The organism is Coleofasciculus chthonoplastes PCC 7420, from assembly GCF_000155555.1.
GTDB lineage: Bacteria > Cyanobacteriota > Cyanobacteriia > Cyanobacteriales > Coleofasciculaceae > Coleofasciculus > Coleofasciculus chthonoplastes_A.
The window spans coordinates 104,311-129,958 of the sequence record NZ_DS989861.1; the positions used below are offsets into that span (position 1 = coordinate 104,311).

At 46.1% G+C, this 25,648-nt stretch carries 19 protein-coding genes, 1 pseudogene, 1 CRISPR repeat array and 1 riboswitch; of the genes and pseudogenes, 7 read left to right on the top strand and 13 right to left on the bottom strand.

The features are described from left to right. Positions 1-33: 33 nt before the first annotated feature. Both cobA and MC7420_RS36300 read left to right on the top strand, forming a co-directional pair. On the top strand, positions 34-1,647 hold the full coding sequence (cobA, locus tag MC7420_RS25345; protein ID WP_006103905.1) for a uroporphyrinogen-III C-methyltransferase: 1,614 nt from the start codon (positions 34-36) through the stop codon (positions 1,645-1,647). 194 nt (positions 1,648-1,841) lie between these two features. Then, positions 1,842-3,146 (top strand): hypothetical protein, encoded by a 1,305-nt coding sequence (locus tag MC7420_RS36300; RefSeq protein ID WP_006103913.1) that lies wholly within the window; start codon positions 1,842-1,844, stop codon positions 3,144-3,146. A gap of 289 nt (positions 3,147-3,435) precedes the next feature. Here MC7420_RS36300 and MC7420_RS25355 read toward each other — a convergent pair whose 3' ends face one another. The 3 genes from MC7420_RS25355 to MC7420_RS25365 all read right to left on the bottom strand — a co-directional run bounded on the left by MC7420_RS25355 (position 3,436) and on the right by MC7420_RS25365 (position 7,053). Then, the gene (locus MC7420_RS25355; protein WP_006104044.1) at positions 3,436-4,008 is read right to left on the bottom strand and encodes a Uma2 family endonuclease; all 573 of its coding nucleotides are present in this window, start codon (positions 4,006-4,008) and stop codon (positions 3,436-3,438) included. A gap of 48 nt (positions 4,009-4,056) precedes the next feature. Then, complete coding sequence (locus MC7420_RS25360) at positions 4,057-4,629, bottom strand: Uma2 family endonuclease (RefSeq protein ID WP_006103944.1); 573 nt, start codon at positions 4,627-4,629, stop codon at positions 4,057-4,059. Positions 4,630-5,055: 426 nt separating this feature from the next. Then, positions 5,056-7,053 carry a glycoside hydrolase family 10 protein gene (locus MC7420_RS25365; RefSeq protein ID WP_006103997.1) on the bottom strand — a complete coding sequence of 666 codons (1,998 nt, stop codon included), beginning with the start codon at positions 7,051-7,053 and terminating at the stop codon, positions 5,056-5,058. A gap of 234 nt (positions 7,054-7,287) precedes the next feature. On the opposite strand from MC7420_RS25365, the gene MC7420_RS25370 reads away from it, so the two are divergent. Then, on the top strand, positions 7,288-8,928 hold the full coding sequence (locus MC7420_RS25370) for a TIGR03032 family protein (RefSeq protein WP_006103896.1): 1,641 nt from the start codon (positions 7,288-7,290) through the stop codon (positions 8,926-8,928). Positions 8,929-9,153: 225 nt separating this feature from the next. Then, positions 9,154-11,787: a cadherin-like domain-containing protein gene (locus MC7420_RS35665; RefSeq protein ID WP_006104001.1), complete on the top strand. Its 2,634-nt coding sequence runs from the start codon at positions 9,154-9,156 to the stop codon at positions 11,785-11,787. Between the two features lie 32 nt (positions 11,788-11,819). On the opposite strand, the gene MC7420_RS25380 is transcribed toward MC7420_RS35665, so the two are convergent. Together MC7420_RS25380 and MC7420_RS25385 are read right to left on the bottom strand one after the other, a co-directional pair. Beyond that, on the bottom strand, positions 11,820-12,053 hold the full coding sequence (locus tag MC7420_RS25380; protein WP_006103972.1) for a hypothetical protein: 234 nt from the start codon (positions 12,051-12,053) through the stop codon (positions 11,820-11,822). Between the two features lie 87 nt (positions 12,054-12,140). After that, entirely contained in the window at positions 12,141-14,519 is a 2,379-nt protein-coding gene (locus MC7420_RS25385) for a heavy metal translocating P-type ATPase (RefSeq protein WP_044209641.1), read from the bottom strand. 683 nt (positions 14,520-15,202) lie between these two features. Beyond that, a CRISPR array of direct repeats spans positions 15,203-15,598; the repeat unit is 37 nt; unit sequence GTCTAAATCCCCCTGAATCCCTATCAGGGATTGAAAC. A gap of 308 nt (positions 15,599-15,906) precedes the next feature. Between MC7420_RS25385 and MC7420_RS40380 the strand changes: the two genes are divergently transcribed. Beyond that, positions 15,907-16,170 (top strand): hypothetical protein, encoded by a 264-nt coding sequence (locus MC7420_RS40380; protein ID WP_157453322.1) that lies wholly within the window; start codon positions 15,907-15,909, stop codon positions 16,168-16,170. On the opposite strand, the pseudogene MC7420_RS25390 reads toward MC7420_RS40380, so the two are convergent. The 5 genes and pseudogenes from MC7420_RS25390 to MC7420_RS25410 all read right to left on the bottom strand — a co-directional run. Beyond that, positions 16,163-16,402, bottom strand: a pseudogene (locus MC7420_RS25390) (Uma2 family endonuclease); the annotation flags it as partial. The gene MC7420_RS40380 and the pseudogene MC7420_RS25390 overlap by 8 nt on opposite strands. A 140-nt stretch (positions 16,403-16,542) precedes the next feature. Beyond that, positions 16,543-16,974, bottom strand: a complete 432-nt coding sequence (locus MC7420_RS25395; protein ID WP_006103984.1) for a CsbD family protein — start codon at positions 16,972-16,974, stop codon at positions 16,543-16,545. Between the two features lie 86 nt (positions 16,975-17,060). Beyond that, entirely contained in the window at positions 17,061-17,729 is a 669-nt protein-coding gene (gene hypB, locus MC7420_RS25400; RefSeq protein WP_006104056.1) for a hydrogenase nickel incorporation protein HypB, read from the bottom strand. A 15-nt stretch (positions 17,730-17,744) separates the two neighbouring features. Further along, the gene (gene hypA, locus MC7420_RS25405) at positions 17,745-18,110 is read right to left on the bottom strand and encodes a hydrogenase maturation nickel metallochaperone HypA (protein ID WP_006104069.1); all 366 of its coding nucleotides are present in this window, start codon (positions 18,108-18,110) and stop codon (positions 17,745-17,747) included. Positions 18,111-18,163: 53 nt separating this feature from the next. Further along, the gene (locus MC7420_RS25410; protein ID WP_006103987.1) at positions 18,164-19,357 is read right to left on the bottom strand and encodes an agmatinase family protein; all 1,194 of its coding nucleotides are present in this window, start codon (positions 19,355-19,357) and stop codon (positions 18,164-18,166) included. Positions 19,358-19,431: 74 nt separating this feature from the next. Continuing rightward, positions 19,432-19,574, bottom strand: a riboswitch (guanidine-I (ykkC/yxkD leader). 1,134 nt (positions 19,575-20,708) lie between these two features. Here MC7420_RS25410 and MC7420_RS25415 point away from each other — a divergent pair. Continuing rightward, positions 20,709-21,941, top strand: coding sequence for a permease (locus MC7420_RS25415; RefSeq protein WP_006104022.1), 1,233 nt, complete (start codon positions 20,709-20,711; stop codon positions 21,939-21,941). Between the two features lie 419 nt (positions 21,942-22,360). Here the strand turns inward: MC7420_RS25415 and holB are convergent, their stop codons facing one another. Both holB and tmk read right to left on the bottom strand, forming a co-directional pair. Beyond that, the gene (gene holB / locus MC7420_RS25420) at positions 22,361-23,293 is read right to left on the bottom strand and encodes a DNA polymerase III subunit delta' (RefSeq protein ID WP_006103966.1); all 933 of its coding nucleotides are present in this window, start codon (positions 23,291-23,293) and stop codon (positions 22,361-22,363) included. Positions 23,294-23,341: 48 nt separating this feature from the next. Next, positions 23,342-23,983: a dTMP kinase gene (tmk, locus tag MC7420_RS25425; protein ID WP_006103942.1), complete on the bottom strand. Its 642-nt coding sequence runs from the start codon at positions 23,981-23,983 to the stop codon at positions 23,342-23,344. A gap of 379 nt (positions 23,984-24,362) precedes the next feature. On the opposite strand from tmk, the gene MC7420_RS25430 reads away from it, so the two are divergent. Continuing rightward, complete coding sequence (locus MC7420_RS25430) at positions 24,363-24,710, top strand: hypothetical protein (RefSeq protein WP_006104062.1); 348 nt, start codon at positions 24,363-24,365, stop codon at positions 24,708-24,710. A 71-nt stretch (positions 24,711-24,781) separates the two neighbouring features. Here the strand turns inward: MC7420_RS25430 and MC7420_RS25435 are convergent, their stop codons facing one another. Further along, positions 24,782-25,216, bottom strand: a complete 435-nt coding sequence (locus tag MC7420_RS25435; RefSeq protein WP_006103925.1) for an FHA domain-containing protein — start codon at positions 25,214-25,216, stop codon at positions 24,782-24,784. Between the last annotated feature and the right edge of the window lie 432 nt (positions 25,217-25,648).

Genomic DNA, 25,648 nt, shown 5'->3' on the forward strand with positions numbered 1-25,648 from the left:
GATGTATTCACCAAAACGGTTTAAATTTTGAGAATGATTCACCCCAATCCTGCTAAAAATCTGGGTTCTCGACGCCCTTTGGGTAAAGTTTATCTCGTCGGTGCTGGACCCGGAAGTATGGCATACCTCACCCTACGCGGGCAACAACTTCTCCATCAAGCGGAGGTATTAGTCTATGACGCTTTAGTAGACACCCAACTTTTACAACTAGTCCCCGCAAATTGCCGCCAGTTTGATGTGGGAAAGCGGGGGGGGCGTCCCTCAACTTCGCAAGCAGAGATTAATCAATTGTTGGTTGAACAATGCCAACAAGGAAAGCAAGTCGCCCGTTTAAAAAGTGGTGATCCCTTTATCTTTGGTCGGGCTACATCGGAAATTCAAGCGTTAAGCGATGCCGATTGTGCCTTTGAAGTCGTACCGGGGATTTCCTCTGCCCTAGCTGCACCATTACTGGCAAATATTCCCCTGACTGATGCGGTTTTGAGTCGCTGTTTTACTGTCCTGACGGCGCATCAACCCGAAGCCTTAGACTGGGAAGCATTGGCGCGAATCGATACTCTGGCTATTTTAATGGGTGGGCGTCATTTAGCCACTATCGTTCAGCAGCTACAGCGTTATGGCAAATCCTATCAAACCCCTGTGGCGGTGATTCGGGCTTGTGGACAGACTCAGCAACAGGTTTGGGTAGGAACCCTGTCCAGTATTGTTAAGCAAACGGCGGGTGTCTCCCTGTCTCCGGTGGTGATTGTCGTGGGAGAAGTGGTAGGATTACGAGACTATTTGCGATCGCACCAACAGTTACCCGTTGAGTTTACCCCAAAACAAGAGACAATAGGCGAGGACATTAATAAACGTAGTTTCCCGCAGATGCTTCAGGGTCAAACAATCTTAGTCACTCGTTCGGCGCAACAGTCGAGTACATTTCGGGACTTGTTGGAGAAAGAAGGCGCAACGGTGATTGAAATGCCCGCCTTGGTGATTACACCGCCGTCGAGTTGGGACGCCTTAGATCAAGCCATTACTAATTTATCCGATTTTGATTGGTTAATTCTCACCTCAAGTAACGGCGTCAAGTACTTTTTTGAACGATTGCTGACACTAGGAAAAGATAGTCGTGCGTTATCCGGCGTCAAAATTGCTGTTGTGGGCAAGAAAACGGCGGCTAGTTTAAAGGAACGGGGATTACATCCAGATTTTATTCCCCCAGATTTTGTCGCCGATTCTCTAGTTGAACATTTTCCGGAACCCTTGGCGGAACAAACTATCCTGTTCCCGCGTGTAGAAACTGGGGGACGAGAGGTTTTAGTCAAAGACTTAACTGCCCAGGGTGCTACTATTGTGGAAGTAGCAGCCTATCAGTCAACCTGTCCAGGGGAAATAGCACCCCCAGCTGCGGCAGCGTTGCAAAATCATACCGTCAATATTATTACCTTTGCCAGTTCTAAAACCGTCAAAAATTTTAGGAAGCTTTTGGACAAAAACAGTAATCATCCACTCTCGCTTTTGGAAAATGTCTGTATTGCCTCCATTGGTCCAGAAACCTCTAAAACCTGTCAACAACTCTTAGGACGAGTGGATGTAGAGGCGCAACAGTATACCTTAGAAGGGTTAACCCAAGCCATTGTACAATGGGTAAATCAAACATAAATTGCATTCTGGAAACCGCAGCCGCACTAATTGCCATAATTTGCCAGAGATTCAACGCCCCCAGCAAACCGCTTACAGGCGTCCAAACACGACGGGATAGGAATTTCCGTCGGTTGTAATTGAATCAACGTACCGCAATTGGCGACGGAATATAGCTTCTAATGCTACCCTGAACGAAAAAGTCAGCAGCAGCCATGATGACAGAGCCAGAACTCGAACAGACGACAGCAACACCTGAAACACCTGACACACCTAAAAAGCCTGAAACACCTGAACCACCTGAAACATCGGATACATCTGACACACCTGAACCCCCTGAAACATCGGATACATCTGACACACCTGAAACATCTGACACACCTGAAACATCTGACACTCCTAAGGAGGAAACAAAGGAATCAGAAAATGATGGAATTATCTTCCAAGCGATTGGAATCGTCGTCGGTGATGTTAGCTGGTCAGACGAGGGGCGGGCTATGCTTACTATGGCGGGTCGAGACTATCCCTTGTTTTATACATCTCGATTACGCAAGGCTTTCAACGCTCTGAAACTGGAAATCAAAAACACTGGCGAAGCGACTCAACGATTAATCGTTTATCCCAGAGTCACCCACTTTCCTCAGCGCACCAAGTCGCATCAGATTTCCTTTCAGTTGGTAGGATTCTCGAAAGGAGAACCCGATGGTGTTGCGGCACAATTGGACGATTTTGAGTTTCAGCTTCGTGGCTTGTGGCAATTTATACCTGTTTGTCGAGGACCCGTTGTCTCGATTTTCCGTAATTTCAATCGCGATCGCTTAGATTATATCAAGCAAGCTGAACCAGCACAAAAGGTGAGATTTATGAAGGCGTCTCACCTACCGTTGATGTGGAAAGATTCTCCGGTTAAGCCGTTCCGATTCAATCCCAAAACCCCCAAAGAGGAGCAAGGACATCCGGCATTTATTCAAGTCAAGGCTAAATTTCTGCCCACTCGGAATCTTTTTGAGTTTGATGCTCTGTTAGCACCACCCTTGGATAAAGCACCTAAGTTTTTGAAGGCGTCGAAGGCGGATAAGACAGCCGTACAGCAGGAGAAACGGCAGAATAAGTCACCGCAGAAGCCGAGTACGGGAAGGCAGAAGCCAGAAGGTAAAGAACAGCAGTCAGAAGGCACAGAGCAGAAGCCGAGTATAAAACGGCAGAAGCCATACAAAAAGCCGAAGGTAGAAACGAAAGAGCAACAGCCTAGTACAGATGAGCAGAAGCTAGAAGCCAAAGAGCCGAAGGTAGAAACGAAAGAGCAACAGCCTAGTACAGATGAGCAGAAGCTAGAAGCCAAAGAGCCGAAGGTAGAAACGAAAGAGCAACAGCCTAGTACAGATGAGCAGAAGCCAGAAGCCAAAGAACAGAAACCTACGACAGAGGAGCAGAATCCAGAAGCCAAAAAGCCGAAGCCAAGTAAAGTTAGGAAGAGAGTAAAAGCCAAGGAGCAGAAGCCAGAGGACAAAACCGAATAAGGTTTGCTGAATAAGTGTTGTGGTGAGGGGGAGCTCTTGAAGCAATGTAGAGACGTAGCATGCTACGTCTCTTAGCTGGGGGAGCAATGGTACATTTTCGGTGATTCTATCGCCATAGTTGTTATAGATAGTCTCACATTTCCTTGAAGATGAACAACTTTCTCTACGGCTCAAAGCATTGATGGCTATTGATAGAACTGTTCGTCAGTTAAGGGAATGGTGTCTAAATTTAAGGTTACAGTGTTCATAGCTATGCCCAAACTTAAATCATATTTCAAATTCCATATCTTTATAAATAGGCAGATAAAGTTAAGCTAAATCCCGGTAATAGGGTTTCTCCCGATAATTCTGTCGGCAGATTTAGTATTTCTACTGGCTGTCCCCAACGATAAATTTCCACTTGCTGCTGTTGGGGGTTAATTAACCATGCCAATTGCACCCCAGCATCCATGTATTCTTGCATTTTGTCACGTAACGGTTGCAAATCGTCTGTGGCTGACCTTAATTCGATGACAAAATCCGGTGCAATCGGGGGGAATTTGCGCCGTTGTTCAGGCGTTAGCGCTTCCCAGCGTTCTCGGCGAATCCAAGCCGCATCTGGGGAACGTTTCGCGCCATTGGGTAACTTAAATATTGTGGAGGAACTGAAGGTATAACCTAGGGCAGTTTGTCGGTTCCAGAGTCCTAAATCGATAATTAATTCAGCTTCTCGATTTCCACTTTCTCCGCCAACGGGTGGCATAATAATTAATTCTCCATTCGCCGTCGTTTCAAAGTTAAACTCGCGATTATTTTGACATAATTGATAGAACTGTTCGTCGGTTAAAAGAATTGTATCTAAATTTAAGGTTACAGTATTCATGGTCTTTGCACTCGCTTAAATTAAATTTAAACTTCCCTATCATTGAATCTACAAATAGGCAGATAAAGTTAAGCTAAATCCTGGTAATAGGGTTTCACCCGATAATTCTGTCGGCAGATTTCGTATTTCTACTGGCTGTCCCCAGCGATAAATTTCCACTTGCTGTTGTTGGGGATTAATTAACCATGCCAATTGTACCCCAGCATCCATGTATTCTTGCATTTTGTCACGTAGCCGTTGCAAATCGTCGGTGGCTGACCTTAATTCGATGACAAAATCGGGTGCAATCGGGGGAAATTTGCGCCGTTGTTCAGGGGGGAGCGCTTCCCAGCGTTCTCGGCGAATCCAAGCGGCATCTGGGGAACGTTTCGCGCCATTGGGTAACTTAAATATTGTGGAGGAACTGAAGGTATAACCTAGGGCAGATTGCCGATTCCAGATGACCAAATCGGCAATCAGTTCAGATTCTCGATTTCCACTTTCTCCGCCAACGGGTGGCATAATAATTAATTCTCCATTCGCCGTTGTTTCAAAATTAAACTCGCGGTTATTTTGACATAATTGATAAAACTGTTCGTCGGTTAAGTGAATGGTATCTAAATTTAAGGTTACAGTGTTCATTATCTTTGCCCAAGATGATTATTCTAGTAATAGCAGCTAGGAAATTTATACAAGGTTATAGCAGTTTCGGCTTTCTTCCCGCCAGGGATTCTAATTCCTGGCATAACGCTTACAGCGCTTAATTCTGTAATAAATTACAGTAGATAAAAGTCCCCCTTCAGATCCCCCTTCCGTCCCCCTTCAAAAGGGGGAAACCAGAGGATGCTTCGCTTTTATTGCACGGGGATTTAGGGGGATCGACAATGTACCGCATAGCAGAGCAAACTGCTGTAAGTCGAATGGCACGCTCCTCGTATTTTGGTGGGCAGTGCCCACCCTACGGTATATCACGAATAAACTGATGTGCATTTAAATTGGGTATTCTCTGTTCCCTGTTCCCTGTTCTCCGTTCCCTTTGTCTACCCTGATTTGCACATCTCAAAGGCATTATTGAATAGACGCCACAACGCCTAAACTTTCATTCGCTAGTCTGTCTACAGCACACACGGCATAGGTTCCCGGTGCTAATTCTGCCTCGGTTATCTCCTCTGGCAAAATTTTGTGCAGTGTCCAGTTTTCGCCTTGCTGCTGATACACTGTCCAAGAGCGAATCTTGGCGTTAATCGCTGCATTCCAAATTAGCTTATTTCCAATCACTCTCACCCGAACCGGAATCGCTGGCGGTGTATCACTCAACCACGACATGGTTGGAGATAAGGCGGGTTGATTATAAACAGAGGATTGGAACTTTTCAACGACTCCAAAACGATTTTCATTAAAGACTTTCATGTTATAAAAAATATTGCCGAGGGAGAGTTGGGGGGCAAGGTTGCGGGTAATATCAACTTGTCGTTCATATTCCAAAAATGACCAGTCTTTATCATCCAACATACTTAACCGATTGCCGGGATAAATATGGCGCTGTTTCGGGTTATTATCCGTCCACCATTCCAGGAGAACAGGATAACTTTGGGCTGGGGGGTCAATACGCCAGTACAATTGCGGGGCGATATAATCAATCCATCCTGCTTCTAACCATTTTTTCGGGTCAGCATACAGGGATTCGTATTGATCTAATCCTTTAATTTGAGGCGGTTGTCCGGGACGATAAATGCCAAAGGGACTAATACCAAATTTAACCTGTTTTTTTGTCGCCTGTATCCCTTTATAAAGGCGCTGAACCATTTGATTGACATTTTCCCGCCGCCAATCGCTTAGGCTAAGGGTACCACCTTCGGCTTGATAAGCATTGTATGTTTTATCATCGGGGAAGTCTTCACCCGCGATGGGATAGGGATAAAAATAATCATCTAAATGAATGCCATCGACATCGTAACGCCGCACCACATCCATGATTACGTTATAGGTTAAATCTTGAACTACTTTGACACCAGGGTCCATCCACTGCTGATTGCCATATTTATACACATATTCGGGATGAGTGACGCTAATGTGAGGGGCGACACTGGCGGAACTGTGGGAAGAGGTTTTGGCGCGGTAGGGATTAAACCAGGCGTGGAGTTCAATATTGCGCTGATGACAAGCTGCGATCGCAAACTCTAAAGGGTCATAATAAGGATCGGGAGCTTGACCTTGTACTCCAGTAAGCCATTCACTCCAGGGTTCTAACTCAGAGGCATAAAACGCATCACCTGTAGGTCGAACTTGTAAGATTAACGCATTTAACTGAAGTTCCGCCATGCGGTCAATAATTTGTAACAATTCCCGTTGCTGTTGGGCAACCGATAAGCCTCGTTGGGGGGGCCAATCGATGTTCCAAACTGTCGCCACCCACACCCCGCGAAACTCCCGTTGATGGCTCAGTTTCAGAGTTTTCTGACGCACGATAATATAGTCTGAACCAATGGCGTCAAGTCTCCCAGTATAGACTAACGCCTGGTAAATAAACGCCGCAACATCCGCACGAGTGGCGGCTTTGAGGGGATTGAAGCGCTTAAGCTGGGGATAATTCACCACCATTCCCGTATTGGTTGCGATCGCAATCCGATCAATAGCATAGTTGGGAATCTCACCAAAATCATCATAGAGTTCCGGTAGGGCGGCTTTCACTTCCGTTAATCCAGCAGTAGTTATCTCCAATCCCGTGATCAGAGACACCAACACCTCCACTCTGGCTATACTCGCCTCTGGGCGAAACCGATTTCCCGGATACCCCGACATAAACCCAGTTTGATACGCCCTAGCAATCGCCCCAATTGCCCAATGTTTGACAGGAACATCCACAAAGGGAACATTCGGGCGTTTACTCGGTTTAGAAAAAGCATTCTGCAACAACGCCGCAAACTGCGCCCGACTCATGGGATCATCGGGACGAAAACGCCCATCCGGAAAGCCACTAATCATACCCGCCTGGGCTAACCCTTCAATAAAAGAACGCGCCCAGTGGTTTTGGATATCGGGAAAACGGGGAGTGGAAGCAGTCATAAAGATTCATCACCTAGCTAGAGAAATGCCCTATCTAGATTATCCCGGTTCATCATTGTGCTTGTCATCGCGCTTGTAGTTGCGCTCGTAGTTGCGCTTGTAGTTGCGCTTGTAGTTGCGCTTTAGCGCCAGTCTCAGCCATAAGGTTCCACAGAAAAAGTCTCCAAGCTACAAAAAGTAGAACAAAAGCGAACTTTCATAAAAACCCAGGCAAATTTCATTCAATGCATAGTCATGCAATCTTGTCAAGGCATAATTTTTTATCAGTTAACCGTAAATCAAGTTGCCAGTTATTATTTGCCCGTAATGCATCTAACCTCATGGCTAAGGGAACAGAATTTAAGTCTTGCCTGTACCACCTACCAAACCAATCGTCTGTTCTTTATCAGTGGTCAAGCCAATGGACGACTAAAAATACATGAACGGCTGTTTGATAAGCCGATGGGACTTTATGGGTTGGGAGAAAACCTATACATGATCAGTCGTTACCAACTGTGGCATTTCTCCAATCTGTTGAGGAATAGTGAACAATATCGACAGTGCGATCGCCTTTATGTCCCCCGCACCGCCTACACCACTGGCGATGTTAATGCCCATGAAGTCGTCGTGGACAATTCACAAAACATTATTTTTGTCAATACTGATTTTAGTTGTCTGGCAACCCTAAGCCCCGACTATAGTTTTGTCCCCTTATGGAAACCGCCTTTTATTTCCCAGCTAGTTGCCGAAGATCGTTGTCACCTCAATGGCTTGGCAATGGTGGAAGGAAAACCCAAATATGTCACCGCCTGTAGTACCACCGATACTGCTGCTGGATGGCGAAACTGTCGGACTAATGGCGGGGTAGTCATCGATGTAGAACGCAATGAAATTATTGCCACAGGCTTATCTATGCCCCATTCTCCCCGTTGGTATCGGCAGAAACTCTGGTTACTCAACTCTGGCACCGGGGAATTCGGTTACATCGACAAGGGTCAATTCGTTCCCCTGACATTCTGTCCAGGATTTATGCGCGGGTTAGCCTTTTCGGGGGATTATGCTGTTGTCGGCTTATCGAAATTACGATCAAGCAGTTTCACTGGACTCATCCTAGAAAAACGATTAGAAGCACAGGGAAATACTGATCACTGTGGCTTGCTGGTGATTGATTTAACCACCGGAAAAATCGTTCACTGGCTGCATATTGGACAAACAATTGAAGAACTCTTTGATGTCGTAATTTTGCCCAATGTGCGACAACCAGAAGCCTTGGGATTACAGGGAGATGAACTCCAACGATTCGTCACATTTCCGAATTCTGGGGGAATGATGACCACCAAACCCACCGTAAAACCTCCCAGTCGGGAGGAAATGGCTGTCCCAGTCATCGGTTTACCGAAACCAGAACAACACCAACAACCCTTACCGATTAAATATCAAAAAGTTTACCAACTTACCCCGACTAACGTCCTTAATTATGATGCCCTCACCTATCCTCCCCTGAGTCAACAGTGGCAGAAACGACTCCCCCAAGGAGAATTGTTTGGCATTTCTGCATCCTTAAATGGGGAAATAGTGGGCTTTATTATTGCCGAACGAATTAGTGCGGAAACCGCCAATATTATTTCTTTGATAGTGTTACCCCAGTGGCGAGGACGAGGGATGGGGACTCAATTGTTGAAATATCTCGAAGCCGAATTAAAACAACAAGGCACGCAAACCTTAACCCTAACCTATGAATCCAATGTTCTGACTCAAACAGCCTTAGAACCGATTTTGCAAAAATTAAACTGGCAACCGCCCCAACCCCAATTCGGGGGAAATCAGGCAAACTCCCAAGATGGGGAATTACGCCAAACCAGCAAACAAATTCATCATTTTGCCGTAAAACATTAAGCCATGAAACCCAACAACACCTTTCAACTTTGGACGATTCAGCCTCCCTAAATTCTTTAACCCATCCTCCGGCTGAACCCTTGAACCGCTTAGGGTAAGGCGATGAGGACTAACGAAGTGGCTGGATCGTAACTCACCGAATAACAGCCAATGTCATTCAATCTAGAGTTCGGGTTGCAAACTAATTGCCCCAACTCTTTGTCAACCTACTAATTCCTGAAAATCATGTCTACGTTTGTTGAAAAAACTGGTGCTGAGAATCCCTTTGATGGCGTGGTTGTGGATAGATACAGCAGTCCCACCTTTGCGGACATCGACGACGATGGGGATTTGGATGCCTTTGTTGGAGCGGGTGATGGCACCATCAGTTACTTGGAAAATGATGGTTCGGGCAACTTCAACCAAGTAACAGGTAGCGGCAATCCCTTTAACAGCGTGAATTTTAGCAGAGACAGTTCCATCACCTTTGCGGACATCGACGGCGATGGGGATTTAGATGCTTTTATTGGAAGACGTTATGGCAGCATCAGTTACTTTGAGAATGATGGTTCGGGTAACTTCAACGAAGTAACAGGTAGCGGCAACCCCTTGGACAGTGTGAATGTGGGGATTGAGGCTATGCCTACCTTTGCGGACATCGACGGCGATGGCGATTTGGATGCCTTTGTTGGTAGCAATTTTGGCGACATCAGTTACTTTGAGAATGATGGTTCAGGCAACTTCAGCGAAGTCACAGGTAGCGGCAACCCTTTTGACGGTGTGGATGTAGGGAGTGACAGTGCTCCTGCTTTTGCTGACCTCGATGGTGATGGGGATTTGGATGCCGTTATTGGAGAATTTGTAGAGCAAGGTAGTCAGCCAGGTAGTCGTTTCCTCAATTACTTTGAGAATGATGGTTCGGGTAATTTCAGCCAAGTAATAGGTAGCGACAACCCCTTTGACGGCTTGAATGTAGGGGTTGAGGCTGCCCCCACCTTTGCAGACATCGACGGCGATGGGGATTTGGATGCCGTTGTTGGACACAATACGGGCGAAATCAAATACTTTGAGAATACCACGCCGATTAGTGTCAATAATCCTCCTGTGGGTTCACCGACAGCGACGTTAAGCGACTCTCCAGAAGATACAGAAATTACGATTAATGAAGCTGACTTATTAGCCGGATTTAGTGATGGAGATGGAGAACCCTTATCGGTCGTGGGGTTAACGGCTGATAGCGGCACATTGATTGATAACGGAGATGGCACTTATAGCTTCACCCCTGATGCTGATTTTAATGGTGTTGTCACCCTCACCTATGATGTGAGTGATGGTATTGACACCGTAAGTGGACAAACTCAAAACTTTACTGTCACTCCCGTTAATGATGCGCCTGTTGGTTCACCGACAATTACCTTAGGCGATACCTCTGAAGAAACAGCCGTGACGATTAATGGGGCTGACTTATTAGCCGGATTCAGTGATGTGGAGGGGGATACCTTATCCGTTGTTGGGTTAACGGCTGATGGGGGTACTGTAGTCGATAACGGAGATGGCACATTCACCTACGACCCCACAGGGAATTTCGACTTCCTCGGTGTGGGAGCAACCACAACTGACACATTAAGCTATACCGTGAGTGATGGGAATGGCGGCACGACTACCGCGACTGTTGACATCACGGTGACAGGGATCAACGATGCCCCCGTTGCCAAAGATGACAATCGTACTGCCTTTAAAGATACCCCCATCAGCTTCCGCCCCCTCAACAATGACTCGGATGCCGACGACGGGGATACTCTGAGTCTGACGAATATCACCAATATCACCAATGGGACACTCACCGAGGATAACGGTTTAGTCACATTTACCCCTGACGCGGGATTCACTGGCACTGGCAGCTTCGACTATACAATCACGGATAGTCAAGGCGTAACTGATACCGCCACTGTGACGATTGAAGTGGGCGATAATTTCCAGGGAACCGACCTTAACGATACCATTGACGGAACTCCAGGGAACGATCGCATCAATGGCGGTAACGGCAGTGATACCCTCAATGGCGGCAATGGCAATGATAGTATCGATGGCGGCAATGGTGATAACCAGTTATTCGGTGGCGGGGGTAGTGATACTCTCACTGGCGGTAGTGGACGCGATACCCTCAATGGCGGTAGCGGTAGCGATTTCCTCGATGGCGGCGATGGTGACAATATCCTGGACGGCGGTAATGGTCGCGATACCCTGATTGGCGGTAACAGTCGCGATACCCTAATCGGCGGTAATGGTAACGATTTCTTAGATGGTGGCGACGGTGAAAATACCCTCGATGGTGGCGATGGACAAGATACCCTGACAGGTGGTAACAGTCGTGATACCTTCACAGGTGGTGATGGTAACGACTCCCTCGATGGAGGCGGCGGTGAGGATGCCTTAGATGGCGGCGAAGGGAACGATACCCTCCTGGGCGGTCAAGGTCAAGATACCTTAACTGGCGGTTTAGGCAATGATTCCCTCGATGGCGGTGAGGGTGATGACCGACTCTATGGGGATGCCGGGAATGATACCCTCATCGGTGGCAATGGTCAAGACCAACTCGTCGGTGGCGATGGCGATGATTTACTGTCTGGCGGTTTCGGGAATGACCAGCTTACCGGTGGTTTAGGGATGGACACCTTTGTCCTGACGGCTGGGGAAAATCAGGATATGATTCAGGACTTTAGTTTGGGTGAAGGAGACAAACTGGGTTTAACTAACGGTGTCACCTTTAACGATTTGTTCTTCCAAGGGAACGAGATTCGTTACAACGGTCAAACCTTAGCCATGTTGAATGGAATTAATACATCAACGTTGACTGAGGATGCTTTTGTATCCATTTAGTCACCATTGTAGAGACGCGCCATGGCGCGTCTCTACATATTGGATTGATGTTTGCTGAATAAAAACCACCAAAGTTCTGCACCAATTAATACAACTCCCCCTAAAGTAACACTCACTTTCAGGAGTAACGGTTGCTCAATTTTGCTAAATTGACTCGTTTTCTGGGACGGATGTTCTGATAGTTTAGCCGTAGCCGGATTAACAGCAACTCCGAATATAAGTCCTAAACTAATCAGATAGGCTAAGATTTTAGGTTTAGTTGCCATTGGTTCGATTCCTCCTCAAGGGTAGTAAAGGGCGACCCGATAAAGTTGAATAGATTTGAGTTGTTCATTGATTTCAGCGGGTCGCCCCTACAGAATTTTTGGCTGAAAATTCCGTAACCGTAATGCATTAGTGACTACAGAAACAGAACTCAACGCCATGGCTCCCCCGGCTATAATTGGATTGAGTAATACACCAAATAATGGATAAAGAATTCCCGCCGCAATCGGAATACCTGCGGTGTTATAAACAAAAGCAAAAAACAGATTTTGGCGAATATTTCCCATCGTGGCGTGGCTAAGTTGAATCGCGGTGACAACCCCGTTTAAATCCCCGGAAATTAGGGTAATATCACTGGCTGCCATAGCCACATCCGTACCCGTACCAATGGCTATTCCCACATCCGCTTGGGCTAAGGCTGGGGCGTCATTAATGCCATCGCCTACCATAGCAACAATACGATTTGAATGTTGATTGTTGATAGTGTAGGGGCGGGTTTTACCGATAAGGTTTAGGAAAAAACCACTAATTTTACTAAACCCGCCCTGGCTATTTGTTGATTGTGGAGTCTTCTTAATCGCTTGACTTTGTAGGGAACGGATGACATCCGATTTCTGATCGGGGCGCACTTCGGCAAAGACGTGCTGGATACCAATTTCTCGTGCGATCGCGTCTGCTGTTTGTTGATTATCCCCTGTTAACATCACTACTTGCAACCCCAGGCGTTGCAGTTTCTTTACCGCCTCGACGGAGGAGGGTTTTAAGGCGTCAGCAATACCGACTAATCCCTCCATCTTACCATCCACAGCAATCCAAGCCGTTGTTTTTGTCGCCGCTTCCCAGGTTTGTTTCTGGGATTGTAGGGATTGGGTATCAATTTCTAATCCATCCATCCAGCGTTGAGTACCAATTTGGATGAGGTGATTCTCCACTTCACCTTGTACGCCCATTCCGGCTACGGCTTCAAAGTTTTGTACGTCGGGTAAGGGGAATTCTACGCCTTGAGATTTGGCATAGTTAACAATGGCTTCGGCTAAGGGATGTTCTGAAAGCCGTTCTACAGCGGCGGCTAATCGCAGGAGTTTAATTTCATAACTATCTGCGGTTCCTTTGATGGTTACATAGTCAGTTACACTAGGTTTTCCTTCGGTAATCGTACCCGTTTTATCCAGAACAATTGCCTGAAGTTTATGGGCAATTTCTAAACTGTCTCCCCCTTTAATTAAAATGCCATTTTCTGCGCCTAAACCCGTGCCAACCATAATCGATGTCGGAGTAGCTAATCCTAAGGCACAGGGACAAGCAATAATTAAAACGCCAACCGTGGTAATCGTGGCAAGGGTAATATTACCCATGACATTAAACCAGATCAAAAAGGTCGCGATCGCAACCGCAATCACAACGGGTACAAACCAGCCTGTCACTTGATCCGCGAGTTTCTGAATCGGGGCTTTTGACCCTTGCGCCTCTTGGACTAATTTGACAATTTGCGCCAATACCGTATCTTTCCCCACTCGTGAGGCACGGAATTTAAAACTCCCGGTTTTATTAATCGTAGCGCCAATCACTTCATCGCCAGCTTGTTTTTTTACCGGAATCGGTTCACCCGTAACCATGGATTCATCAATCGTGGATGCACCATCAACCACTTGCCCATCCACGGGAATCTTTTCCCCAGGGCGGACAACAATAATATCATCGACGATTACCTGTTCAATGGGAATATCCACCTCTTCACCTTTCCGAATTACCCGCGCGGTTTTTGCCTGTAATCCCATTAACTTACGAATCGCTTCTGAGGTTTGACCCTTTGCCCTATTTTCCAACAGTCGCCCCAGTAAAATTAGGGTAATAATCACGGCGGCGGGTTCGTAGTAGACATCCGGTGACAAGCCTTGGGCGATTAAAAAGCCAGGGAAAAAGGTAACAAATAGAGAATATAAATAAGCAGAACCTGTCCCCAGCGCCACCAGTGTATTCATATCCGCGCCATGGCGTTTAAAGGCTTTCCACGCGCCGACAAAGAAGGATTGACCGCACCAAAACAGTACAGGTGTACTTAACACCAGTTGCACCCAAGCATTATGCAGCCAAGTGGGAAAGTGGGGAATGTGCAACCCTGTCATCGCCGGAAGTGAACCGACGACGAGGAGGAGACTGATAACGCCGCCGACGATAACTTTACGTTTGAGATCCCGTTGATGGGCTTCCCGTGCTTCTTTTTCAGCGTCGGTGTCTTCACCCATTCGGGTGGTATCTAAGGGATGCGCCCCATATCCCGCATCGGCGACGGCTTTTTGGATGGTGTCTAAGGTTGTCGCTTTGGGATTATAGGTTACAGTTCCTTGTTCCATGGCAAAGTTAACATTACAGTCAACAACGCCAGAAACGTTTTTGATGGCTTGTTCAATGGTGGCGGCGCAAGAGGCGCAACCCATTCCTTGTAGTCGTAGATGGCTGGTTTCCATGGTTGACTCCTGATAGTAGCAGTTTGGGAGGTGCGGAGGGTGAGGGAGTGGGGAGGGGCGATGCAGGTTTTAAGGTCTTAAGGGTGTTATATATATAGGATAAAGTCTCCAGTAGACTGGAGAGTCAAGGGGGATTGTGTAGGGGCGGGTTTTACAACTACCTTTTCGGTTGCACCTAGATGTGACTAAACCCGCCCCGATGCAGTGAGAGAGTGGGAGATTGTGTAGGGGCGGGTTTTACAACTACCTTTTCGGTTGCATCTAGATGTGACTAAACCCGCCCCGATGCAGGTTTCTAGGCTTCCCGTGAAAAGTTAGATGGGGGAGATGGCAAGAAGGAGATAGGCTAGGATGGTTGTACCGCAACCTGATGTGTTGATAACGGAGATGGGTTTAGTGTGAAACAGGATCAGGTCGATGTTTTGGAATGAAATCCGAGAGGGGGTAGGTGTTTTTTTGGGCGAGTCTGATTTTTCGGCTGTATTCCTTGTCTCATCTGGGTTTGAGGGATTTTGCCTCAGCGTGAGGTTCTCGGAAACGCTGAAAGCATTACTGGGACTGGGTTTGAATGGGTTTGTTTTTGGATACCTCTTGTCGGCTGAAGCTGGAAATGATATATTTAATGGAGTCTCTCGGAATTGTACCTTGAAAACTAAATACAGTAAGCGTTTCAGAGGTCGGCAGTCTAAATCCCCCTGAATCCCTATCAGGGATTGAAACCCCTGAAGGTCTGCTCCCTGAAGGTTAGCTTCCCGGTCTAAATCCCCCTGAATCCCTATCAGGGATTGAAACATCACATTATCTTGGATATCCTCAATCCGCCATTGGGTCTAAATCCCCCTGAATCCCTATCAGGGATTGAAACTATTAAGTAAAATCAGCGAAGGTGGCAGAGGGTCTGTCTAAATCCCCCTGAATCCCTATCAGGGATTGAAACTTAATAACTCTCCCGATCCACTTCGCCCCCTCTGGTCTAAATCCCCCTGAATCCCTATCAGGGATTGAAACATAAACACACTAACGCAAAGCTAGGATTACTGCGGTCTAAATTCCCCTGAATCCCTATCAGGGATTGAAACCAAAATAAAAGCATTGGTATGGCGCAAACTTCCGGTCTAAATTCCCCTGATACCAAGTTGCGTTCTATCATGTCATTCTGAGCGAAGCGAAGAATCTGGACAGATGCTTCGCGTCATTCCGTTTCACTGCATTCTGCTCAGCATGACAGATTCTACCTTGGAGCAAGAAGGAAGCGGTATTCTAGGGTATTTTGGAAACCTATTTATATGATGGTTCCCCTTCTCCCTTGATGGGAGAAGGGGTTAGGGGATGAGGGTGAAACGCTTCCCCTGTATTAGTTTCACCTTAAGTTGACACGGGCACGGCAATGCCGTGCCCCTACAATTATTGGAATGTTGGAATTTCAGTGAATCCCGATGAGGGATTAAAATTAGCGCCGGGAATGCGATCGCGTCTGAAACCAGATAATAATTCCCATAATCAGCAGCATAAGAGAAATAGTACACTCATTAAGAACCTCAAACAAACCCTGGCGAATGGAATTTGTGAAACCCGCGCAGGCGGGTTTAGTTTGTGTAGCTGCGGTTTGAACCGCCCTTCTCTTTCAAATTCCTCTAACTTCTCGCCTTAAGCAATAGCTTGACAATATCTGAAATAATATCCTGCGGTTTTTCATGCTCAGGTAAAGGAACCCTAATTTCTAACCTTCCTTGGCTGTAAACAAGTCTTGCCGCACGTTTTTCTCCTAACTCTGACAAAATAGACTCAAATTCCTGCCAGTTGACATTAGGAATTGTCACAGCACTGCCGGGTGCTAGTTGCATCTGGCTAACGGGTTTAACAATTGGGGAAAGAGCCGTCATACTATCAAAAAATTACAAATTCAGTAGAGACGCTCTACTAGAACGTTTCTACTGAAGTCAAAAAAGCCGTTATTAACTCACTAATCTTACCATTTGTTGAGCAGTTTGTAGCCCATTCGTTCAGACAACTGCCTTAGCTACTATTCTCCAAATAAACTCTTAATCGCATCTCCCAAATTTTCAGCAGCATCTTCTAGCTCCGAACCGGCATCTTCGGCGCGATTTTTAACCATACCTGTATCTTGTTGCGCCTGCCCTTGGACTTGTTTGGCTGCACCTTGAATGTCTGCCTTAGCTTTGCCCATATTTCGTTCTACCGTGCCAATATCTTCTTTGGCTTTCCCTTGAATTTGGTCGCTGGTTCCCGAACCAAATACTTTATCAACGGGGTTACTATCAGCAATGATAAATTGTGTCGTTTTCACGGTTAAAGCCTGGGCTGTAGGCATGGGATTAAATAAAGTGCCTGTCCAAGTCAATGCCACTAATGCCATCGACAAAAGAACTGACAGTACCTTTTTAGCCCGGTATTGTTGAGAATTTCCCGAAACTTGATTAATTATCCTGAACATACTTAATTGAGAATTTAGAACTTGAACTCTCGAATGATAACCCATTCAACCCTGTTCAGGATTCATCCCTTAGATAGACATTTTGATTATTTGACCTGATTTCGCAACCAAGTCAACCAGGTTTCTAATCCTGCACCTGTTTTCGCCGAAAGCCGAATAATCGTAACCTGGGGATTAATTTGACGCACGTTAGATTCCAGACGGTTGAGATCAATATCCAGGTAAGGGGCTAAGTCAATTTTGCTAATTAATAAGCAGTCTGCTTCTTGAAACATGATTGGATATTTCAATGGTTTATCCTCTCCCTCGGTGACACTTATCAGTGCAACCTTGCCATGTTCTCCCACTTCAAATTCAGCCGGACAAACCAGATTACCGACATTCTCGACAAAAACGAGATCAAATTCCGCTGGATTGTAGTCTGCTGCTAAACTGTGAAGTCCTCCTGATACCATCTTTGAGTCAAGATGACAGGAACGCCCGGTATTAATCGCAATCACAGGAACACCGTATTGACGCAGCCGTTCGGCGTCTAATTCAGTTGTCATATCCCCTTCAATTACTGCCATTTTTAAGTCAGGATTCAGGGCGGCTAAAGTACGCTCTAACAGCACGGTTTTTCCCGCACCGGGGCTACTCATGATATTTAGACAGGTAATTCCCCACTGATCAAAATGGGCGCGATTGTGATTTGCTCCCGCTTGGTTAGCGTGGAGTAAGTTAATTTCTAAAGCAGCTTCAACGGTTTGGTGCATTATTAGATAGATAGCTTAAATTTCAACACAAGATTGAGTATATTCAATCCGATCAATTTTCAGTTCTCGTCCCGAACGAATATCCTCCATCGGAGATTGACAACTAGGACAAGAATAGTGCAATCCGATTTTGGGTTTGTATTCCTCTTGACAAGCGTGACAGAATGCGACCAAAGGCGTCTCGTGAATGGCTAATTTTACCCCCTCTAAAAAACCCTTTTGAGTCTGTGCCGCAAACGCAAATTGCAAACTAGCCGGTTCCACACAAGTGAATTGCCCCACTGTCAGGTGAATGGTATCAATTTGCGGACGAGAGGGTTGTTCCTCCCACCATTGGCGGACTGTCAAAATTAACGCTTTGGTCATATCGGTTTCATGCACGCTTTATCCCTCCGCCAATTTTCTCAATTTCTGCCATTTTCTACTTAAATGAATTAAACCCATTCCACCATTTCAGCTTGATAATTCATGTGAATGTAATCAGGCTTCTCCTGGCGAGGAAGCTGACCCGATACGACTAAATGACCCATCGTATCACAAATCACCCTGGTTGCCATGAGCGAGGTCATATCACTAATATCATAGGGGGGTGAAACTTCGACCACTTCTAACCCACAAACGGGAACATTTTGGACAATTTTCTTGAGCAGATAGAGGGCTTCACGGGGCAGTAACCCACCGGGTTCGGGCCACCCGGTTCCGGGAACAAATCCAGCATCAATACAATCAATATCAAAACTAATCCAGACACAATCTGTCCCATCAGTAGCTCGCTTTATCGCAAAATCGGCTGCTGCATCTAATCCCATTTCTGTAATATCAGTAACAGTGAGAATATTCGTCGCCCGTTCTCGACAAACTTTGACGCCTTGACGGGGGACTTGCCAGCCACCAATTCCCAGTTGGACTAGGTTTTTAGCCGGAGCATTTTTGATATTAGTGGCGTGAAACCAGGGACAAGTATGCATCCGTTCATCGAGATCGGTTTCTTGGGTATCGACATGGCGATCAAAGTGAATAATGCCCACTTTTTTATCCCCCAGATGCCGACAAATTCCCCGCACTGTGGCAAATCCAATGGAATGATCGCCGCCTAAAATAATCGGGAATGCACCGGAACTAAAAACGTGAGCAATTCCCTTGGAGATTTGGTCAAAAGACTTTTCATTATTCGCCGGGATCGTAAAAATATCGCCCACATCACAGAGGGTAATTTGTTCTCGTAAATCAACGCCTAATTCAAAATTGTACGGCGTATACAAGGCACTAATCCGACGAATCCCTTGGGGACCAAACCGCGTACCCGGGCGATAAGTTGTACCGGAATCATGGGGAACCCCGATAATCGCTACGTCATAATTGCCAACTTGACGCACATCTTCTAAATAGGGCGCTTTCATAAAGGTATTAATCCCAGCATAGTGGGGCAATTCACCTCGCGAAAACGTAGGAATCGTGCGATCGCGGATACTTTCAGCGGCTTCTAAACCGTAGTCTAACCCTTGGTTGACTTCTTGTTGCCAGCCAGTTAAAGGAAGCTGTTGTTCTCGTTCTAAAGCACGTTGAGCTTCGCTGGGGTATCCATTGGGGTTGTTATTCGGGCGTTGAAATGGAAATGACTCACTCATAAATTTCTCCAGATTAATGTCACCAAAAAACAGGAAAAATACCCAGAAGTGTGACGACTCTTGCCTTCGCCAACATCTCCCGGGCTTTTCTCCCGCCGTGGGGCTACTGATTTAGTAATCCGTGAGGATTGATAAAATCTTTTTTGGGTAGCCTGCTTCTCTTGGACCAGTCATTTCAGCGGTTGAATCCGAAATCGGAACCCTAGAAGCTAATTCTATTTTGCTTTCTTTATAATTACTATTCTCTGATAGTAGCAAAATGTATGAAAAGTTACAAAAATCCATTTAAGTTGGCTTGGGTAAGCGAATCATAAACTGGCTACCCTTGGGTGACGTACCCAGTGCTGCGCTTCCTGACAGGGTGGGGCTTCCGGCGTTTTGGCTAAATTGGCTTCATCTTCAACTCCAATGAAACCGTTGTCCACCCTTAGTCAGATATTACAGCTCATTCTCTAGTTGGACGCGATCGCACCAATAACTTTCTACAGTAAAAAGCGAGAGGACAGTAATCTAGGTCAACCTTAAAATCAGCCGGATTTGTGGGTTCGCGGTTTAATGGACATTGCCTCATCTTCAATGTCATAGGGTTAAACCCTTTCATACCCTTACACCGCTATCAGGGAAAATATATCATTGCTCCCCCATTCCCCCTGCTTCCCCTACTTCTCCTGTTCTCTACCCACCCCCCACAACACTTATGTAGCAGGTTACTCGGTGATTGAGTTTCCGGGGGGAAATTAGGTCAATTCCGTTAGCTTAAATGTTGACGCCACAGTCAAAAATTAGTTGTAAACCCTAGAGGACTTTAGTATAAGGGCAAAAAAATGTTCTGACTATTGGGCGCGTGATAGTAAAATATTTTCCAGTAAGGTGTAAAAACATGAGGAGTTGTTACTCGATTTTGCATCGGAAAAAGTTGAATAAACCTCAGTAGAATGGATTCATCCATGGTCTCTACTTAAATGTATTAAGCTGTTATGCATTTAAATTGGCTATTAGTAGCGAGCAAGATGCTATTAGTAGCGAGCAAGATGCTATTAGTAGCGAGCAAGATGCTATTAGTAGCGAGCAAGATGCAAAGCCTGCGGCATGGCTTCGCTAAACGCATTACAAGGATTGCGCCCTTATTGACATTATGGTTTAAATGCCGAACAGTGAACAGCTTAGCTATTATTTATCATCCTCCCCTAGTTAGATGTCATAACTTGATCCCTAATGTACGGTAATCATCATAACTGGAATCTATTTCAGTTTATCTAGCTATTGATGGATTTTTTCAACAAAGTTGATTTCTGCTCAATCAAGAAAGTCCGTTGGCTAGTTACAAGACGATAAAAATAAAAAAAATAGCATGAACAATGCAAACTTTTGGCAACTGTATAGTGAGGCAGTGCTAACCTCGCTGGGCTTTTTCTGGAAAGCGTTATGGGCGTTCATCTTGGGTTATGTGATTAGCAGCGCTATCCAGGTTTTTGTCACCCGCGAACGCATGAAACAAACCATGGGCAAAGCCGGAAAAGGGAGCGTCGCCTTGGGAACTTTTTTCGGCTTTATTTCCAGTTCCTGTAGTTTCGCTGCATTGGCGACAACAAAGTCTTTATTTAAAAAAGGAGCCGGTTTTGTTCCTTCCCTAGCTTTCTTACTCGCCTCAACCAATTTAGTTATTGAGTTAGGATTTATTATTGCCGTTTTCCTCGGTTGGCAGTTCGTCGTTGGCGAGTATTTGGGGGGACTGTTGCTGATTATCTCAATGTGGTTGATTGTGAAATTTACCCGCCCCACCAAGCTAATTAGAAAAGTACGCAAACGACTGCGGGACAATGAAGGCGAGGCAAATGAGGGAGAAGATGTTCCCGACTGGAAAGAAAAGATTCAAACTATACAGGGATGGAAACAGGTTGCCCGCAAATATTTCATGGAATGGAAGATGGTTTGGAAAGACGTAACCATCGGTTTTACCGTGGCGGGTGCGATTGCCGTCTTTGTGCCGCGATCGTTTTTTCAATTCCTGTTTATTGGTTCTGAACAAGGTGGGAATCCGGGATTTTTGGCAATTCTAGAAAATACGATTGTTGGACCAGTGGCGGCGTTTTTCACGTTTATCGGTTCCATGGGAAATATTCCTTTGGCTTCGGTTCTCTATAGCAATGGGGTGAGTTTTGCTGGGGTAATCGCGTTTATTTTTAGTGATTTAGTTGTGTTCCCGGTGATTCGGATTAATGCCAAATACTATGGCTGGAAAATGGCATTCTATATCCTGGGTGTCTTTTTAGCGGCGTTGGTGGCGACAGCGATTGTTATGCACTATGGCTTTTCCCTATTCGGGCTTTTGCCAGAAAGCACTGGGCAGAGTCAAGCTGAGACACAACGTTTTGCCATTGACTATACCTTCTGGCTGAATCTTGCCTTTCTCGCTGTCACCGGGGTTCTGGCTTGGCTGCGCTGGGGTGGCAAAAAAGAAGACAAAGGTGGAATGCATCACGGCGGTGGTAAGAAAAGTATCATTGAGCGGGTGCTGTTTTGGCTGGCGATTGTCTCCTATATCTGGTTAGCTGGGGGTTTAATTGCTGCTGTTATTAAGTAGAGGTTAGGTTGAATGTCACTGACTTAAGCTGGGTTCGTAGTAGGCACTTTAGTGCCATAAGCGCTGAAGCGCTTACTACAAACTCTAAACTGAAGTTCCCCCCATACAGATGTACTGCACCCAGGCTAAAGCCTTATACCGTAATGGTTTGAACGCTCAAGACCCTCAAAAAACGTACCCATGTAGCACTTGCAAAAATACCGCGTTGGCGGAGCCTGTTCCGAAGGAACGTATCGCGGTATTTTCGCAATATGACAAGAGATCGGTTGAAACCCACGCTACATCAAGGTTTCAGCGATTGTACATAAGTAGGGCGGCTAAAAAATCGCGGAAACCCAGCAAAATATATCTAGGGCTAAAGCCCTTACTACAAAACCAAGCTAATCTATCAAATTAAATGTGCCACGCCACTACACTGATCAACGCTTTAACTCTAAGAATGTCACTTCCCAAACCAATCGAGGTTGAGCATAGCCAAGTAAGTAGGTTCGGGCTTGTTCTAATTGGTGAATGATTTGGGTATGGGGTTGGTGTTGCCAATACTGATGCTGTAAATAATCCACTAACCACAATTGAGCTTGGGGATCAAGGGTTTTATCAATTTCCTTAGCCAGTTCTAGCGCCATACGGGATGAGTTGGGCAATTGGTTCAACTTTGCCAGTAATTCTGGGGGAATGGCTTGCAGTTGTTCAAACGCCGCGATCGCTTCTCCGGGACTCCCTTGGGCAATGGCTAATATCGAGGGTTCTTGGAGAATCTGCTGATAACCCGTTTGCTGTAGTACCTGTGCCATGTCGTCTTGTGCCAATCGGGAAAAGGGAATGCGTTGACAACGTGATACTAAGGTGGGTAATAAGGCATCGGGACTGGGCGCGATTAAAATTAATGTGGCGTTTCCAGGTTCTTCTAGCGTTTTGAGCAAGCCATTGGCGGCTGATTCTGCCATGGTTTCCGTCTGTTCTAGCACCACAATTTGGCGGGAGGCTTCTAGGGGAGAACGTCCTAAAAATTGGCTAATTTCGCGAATTTGTTCCAAGCGGATTTGCGGGGGGGCTTTGCGCTTGAGTCCTTTTTCTGCGGCTTCTTTGGCGGATAAGCGAATGCCATTGTGTAGGTAGGTGGGTTCAACCCAGAGGAGATCCGGGTGGTTCCCCTGTTGGAGGCGTTTCTGGACTAAGGGTTGTTTCTGGGGTGGAATATCTTGACAAAATAACCGTTCAATGAACCACCGGGCGACTAGACCCCGCCCGACTCCAGGAGAACCGACAAACAAATAAGCTGGGGCGATGCGGTTGGCTGTCATTGCCCCTTCTAAGAGTGCGATCGCTTGTTTTTGTCCGATTATTGTCATTGGTCTTATGTCTTATGTCTTATGTCATTTTTCCATGACATCGTGTATTTAAATCCGTTGACGTAACACCGCCTGAATGTCTCGTTGTACGGCTTCAGGGCTTTGATTGGCGTCAATCCGGACAATTCGCTGGGGATGCTGGGAGGCTAATTGGGCAAAACCCTGCTGTACTCGTTGGTGAAAGGTTAACTCTGCTTGTTCCATGCGATCGGCGACGCCCCGTTCTCTGGCTCGCTGTAAGCCTATTGTGACATCGACATCTAACCACAAGGTTAAATCGCTTTCTAGCCCTCCTGTGGCGATGTGGTTGATTTGCTCAATTAGGGCTAGGTCAATCCCTCGTCCATACCCCTGATAGGCAATTGTTGAATCCGTGTAGCGATCGCACAAAATAATTGCCCCGGCGTCAAGCTGAGGCTGTAACAATTCTTCAACATGCTGCGATCGGTCAGCAGCGTAGAGTAATAGTTCGGTGCGGTGTTGTAGGGATGAGGACTGTTCTTGGAGCAAGAGTTGACGTAATTTTATGCCTAAGGCGGTTCCTCCGGGTTCGCGGGTGATGATCACAGGTGGCGGTTTGTGGTAATTGCCCAGGGTGTCTAGTATGCCACTGCTGAGGAACCAATCGCGCGATCGCTGAATTTGGGTGGTTTTACCACTGCCTTCGACTCCCTCAAACACAATCAGCATTTCCCCTTATCCACGCCTCATCTGATTACATCTCTCCCCATTGTCACCCAAAATCATGTCCTCAAATAAAGTGAAAGATGGGCAGATGTTTGTCCCGATGGAATCTACCGTCAAGAGTATGTATACTTTATTGGTATACCTATCCAGCCAAAGACCACAGCTAGGTAGGTGACTTTAGATAGCCGCCGTAGGAGCTTGGTAACCAAGCCCGTACAGGTGGTGTTAGCCTGTGGACTGGTTAACACTGAGCGTAGTCGAGGTGTTCAGTGCTGTCACAGCCAGAGTGAAGCAGGAAGTAAGTACCTCCAGATGCCCACTTGTGGGTTGCTTTGGATAGATCTTATGTAATGATCTAGCTATCTGACGCCAAGGGTTAAATATGGCTCGCTACACTTGTTCATTTACGGTTGCAGTTTCTCCCGATCACCTTCAGCCATCGTTGATTGAGGTTTTACAATCCTGCGATTTCGACATTATTTATGATACGGGAGACTATATCATGGCACGGGAGATCCCCGGTCATGTTGCCTTTGCCAAACTCGTGACAGTGGAAGTCTTGATTGACAAATCGATGGCTACCGATCAGGAAATTCGCATGAATTTCGTGATCAAAAATGAAGAGTTGCCCTTACAGGTAGACAACCACTGTCACGATAAGTTTTATGAAGTTCAAGAGGCGGTTGCCCAAAACCGCCATTGGCAACTCTTAGAAAGTGTTGCTGGTTGACATCCTCTGGTTTTGTTTCAATCCTCTGGTTTCAATCCTCTGGATTTCCCTGATCATAGTTGGGCTAATAATCAGGGTGTCCAGTCATCTGGATCTCCCCCCATCATATTTGGGCTAATCAGGGTGATATCAAACTCATCGGGAGGTCCAGTGGGAACAGAGTCTCGCTTGAGTATGTAATATTTGGCACTAACTTGAGGACCGAAGACGACTTCGTCCTCATCTTCAAGATCGTGGGCTTGAAGTTTACGACCGTTAATTACGAGTCCGTTGGCGCTGGCTTTACCTTTGAGGTTACCATCGACAATGCGGTAGTAGAGACTGCCGTCCTCTCGTTCTCGCCGCACTAAGGTGGCGTGTCGGCGAGATACAAATTGTGAGAACAAACGAATATCCACATCCGGATCTCTGCCTATAGAATAGACGGGTTCCTCCAAGGTATATTCCTTGCGTCCTTTTTCGTCTTCAATAATTAACAGATGGTTTTGATTGGATTTTGCAGGCATTGAACATCGAAAAATAGGGATAGAGAGTGCAGTTAATTCACTGTCGCTGTGTCTATGCTTTCTTACATTAGCAAACTGCTTAATAATCTTTCCTTAACGTATCAAGAAGAAATGACCGAATTGCCGACCTTCAACTTGGTCTTCCCCCCATTCAATCATCATAAGCATTAATGCAGATCATGGCATAGACTCTAATGTTACAATTTTGTGACATTTTTTTACACTGACCCTCCTGGAGAGCCTGTAGGCTTCCTTTGGGGTTCTGCTAATTGGCAGTGCTTCCGGCTTTTATCATGAGGACTATGTAATAACTCCTCTCTGGTGATCTTAATAGCTGCGTTACACTCCCGGTTTAGAAGATCCCACAAGTAGGCTGTAAATTCGTACCGATAAAACTTTCTCAATTTGGCTATCACGTTCACCCTACTTTCC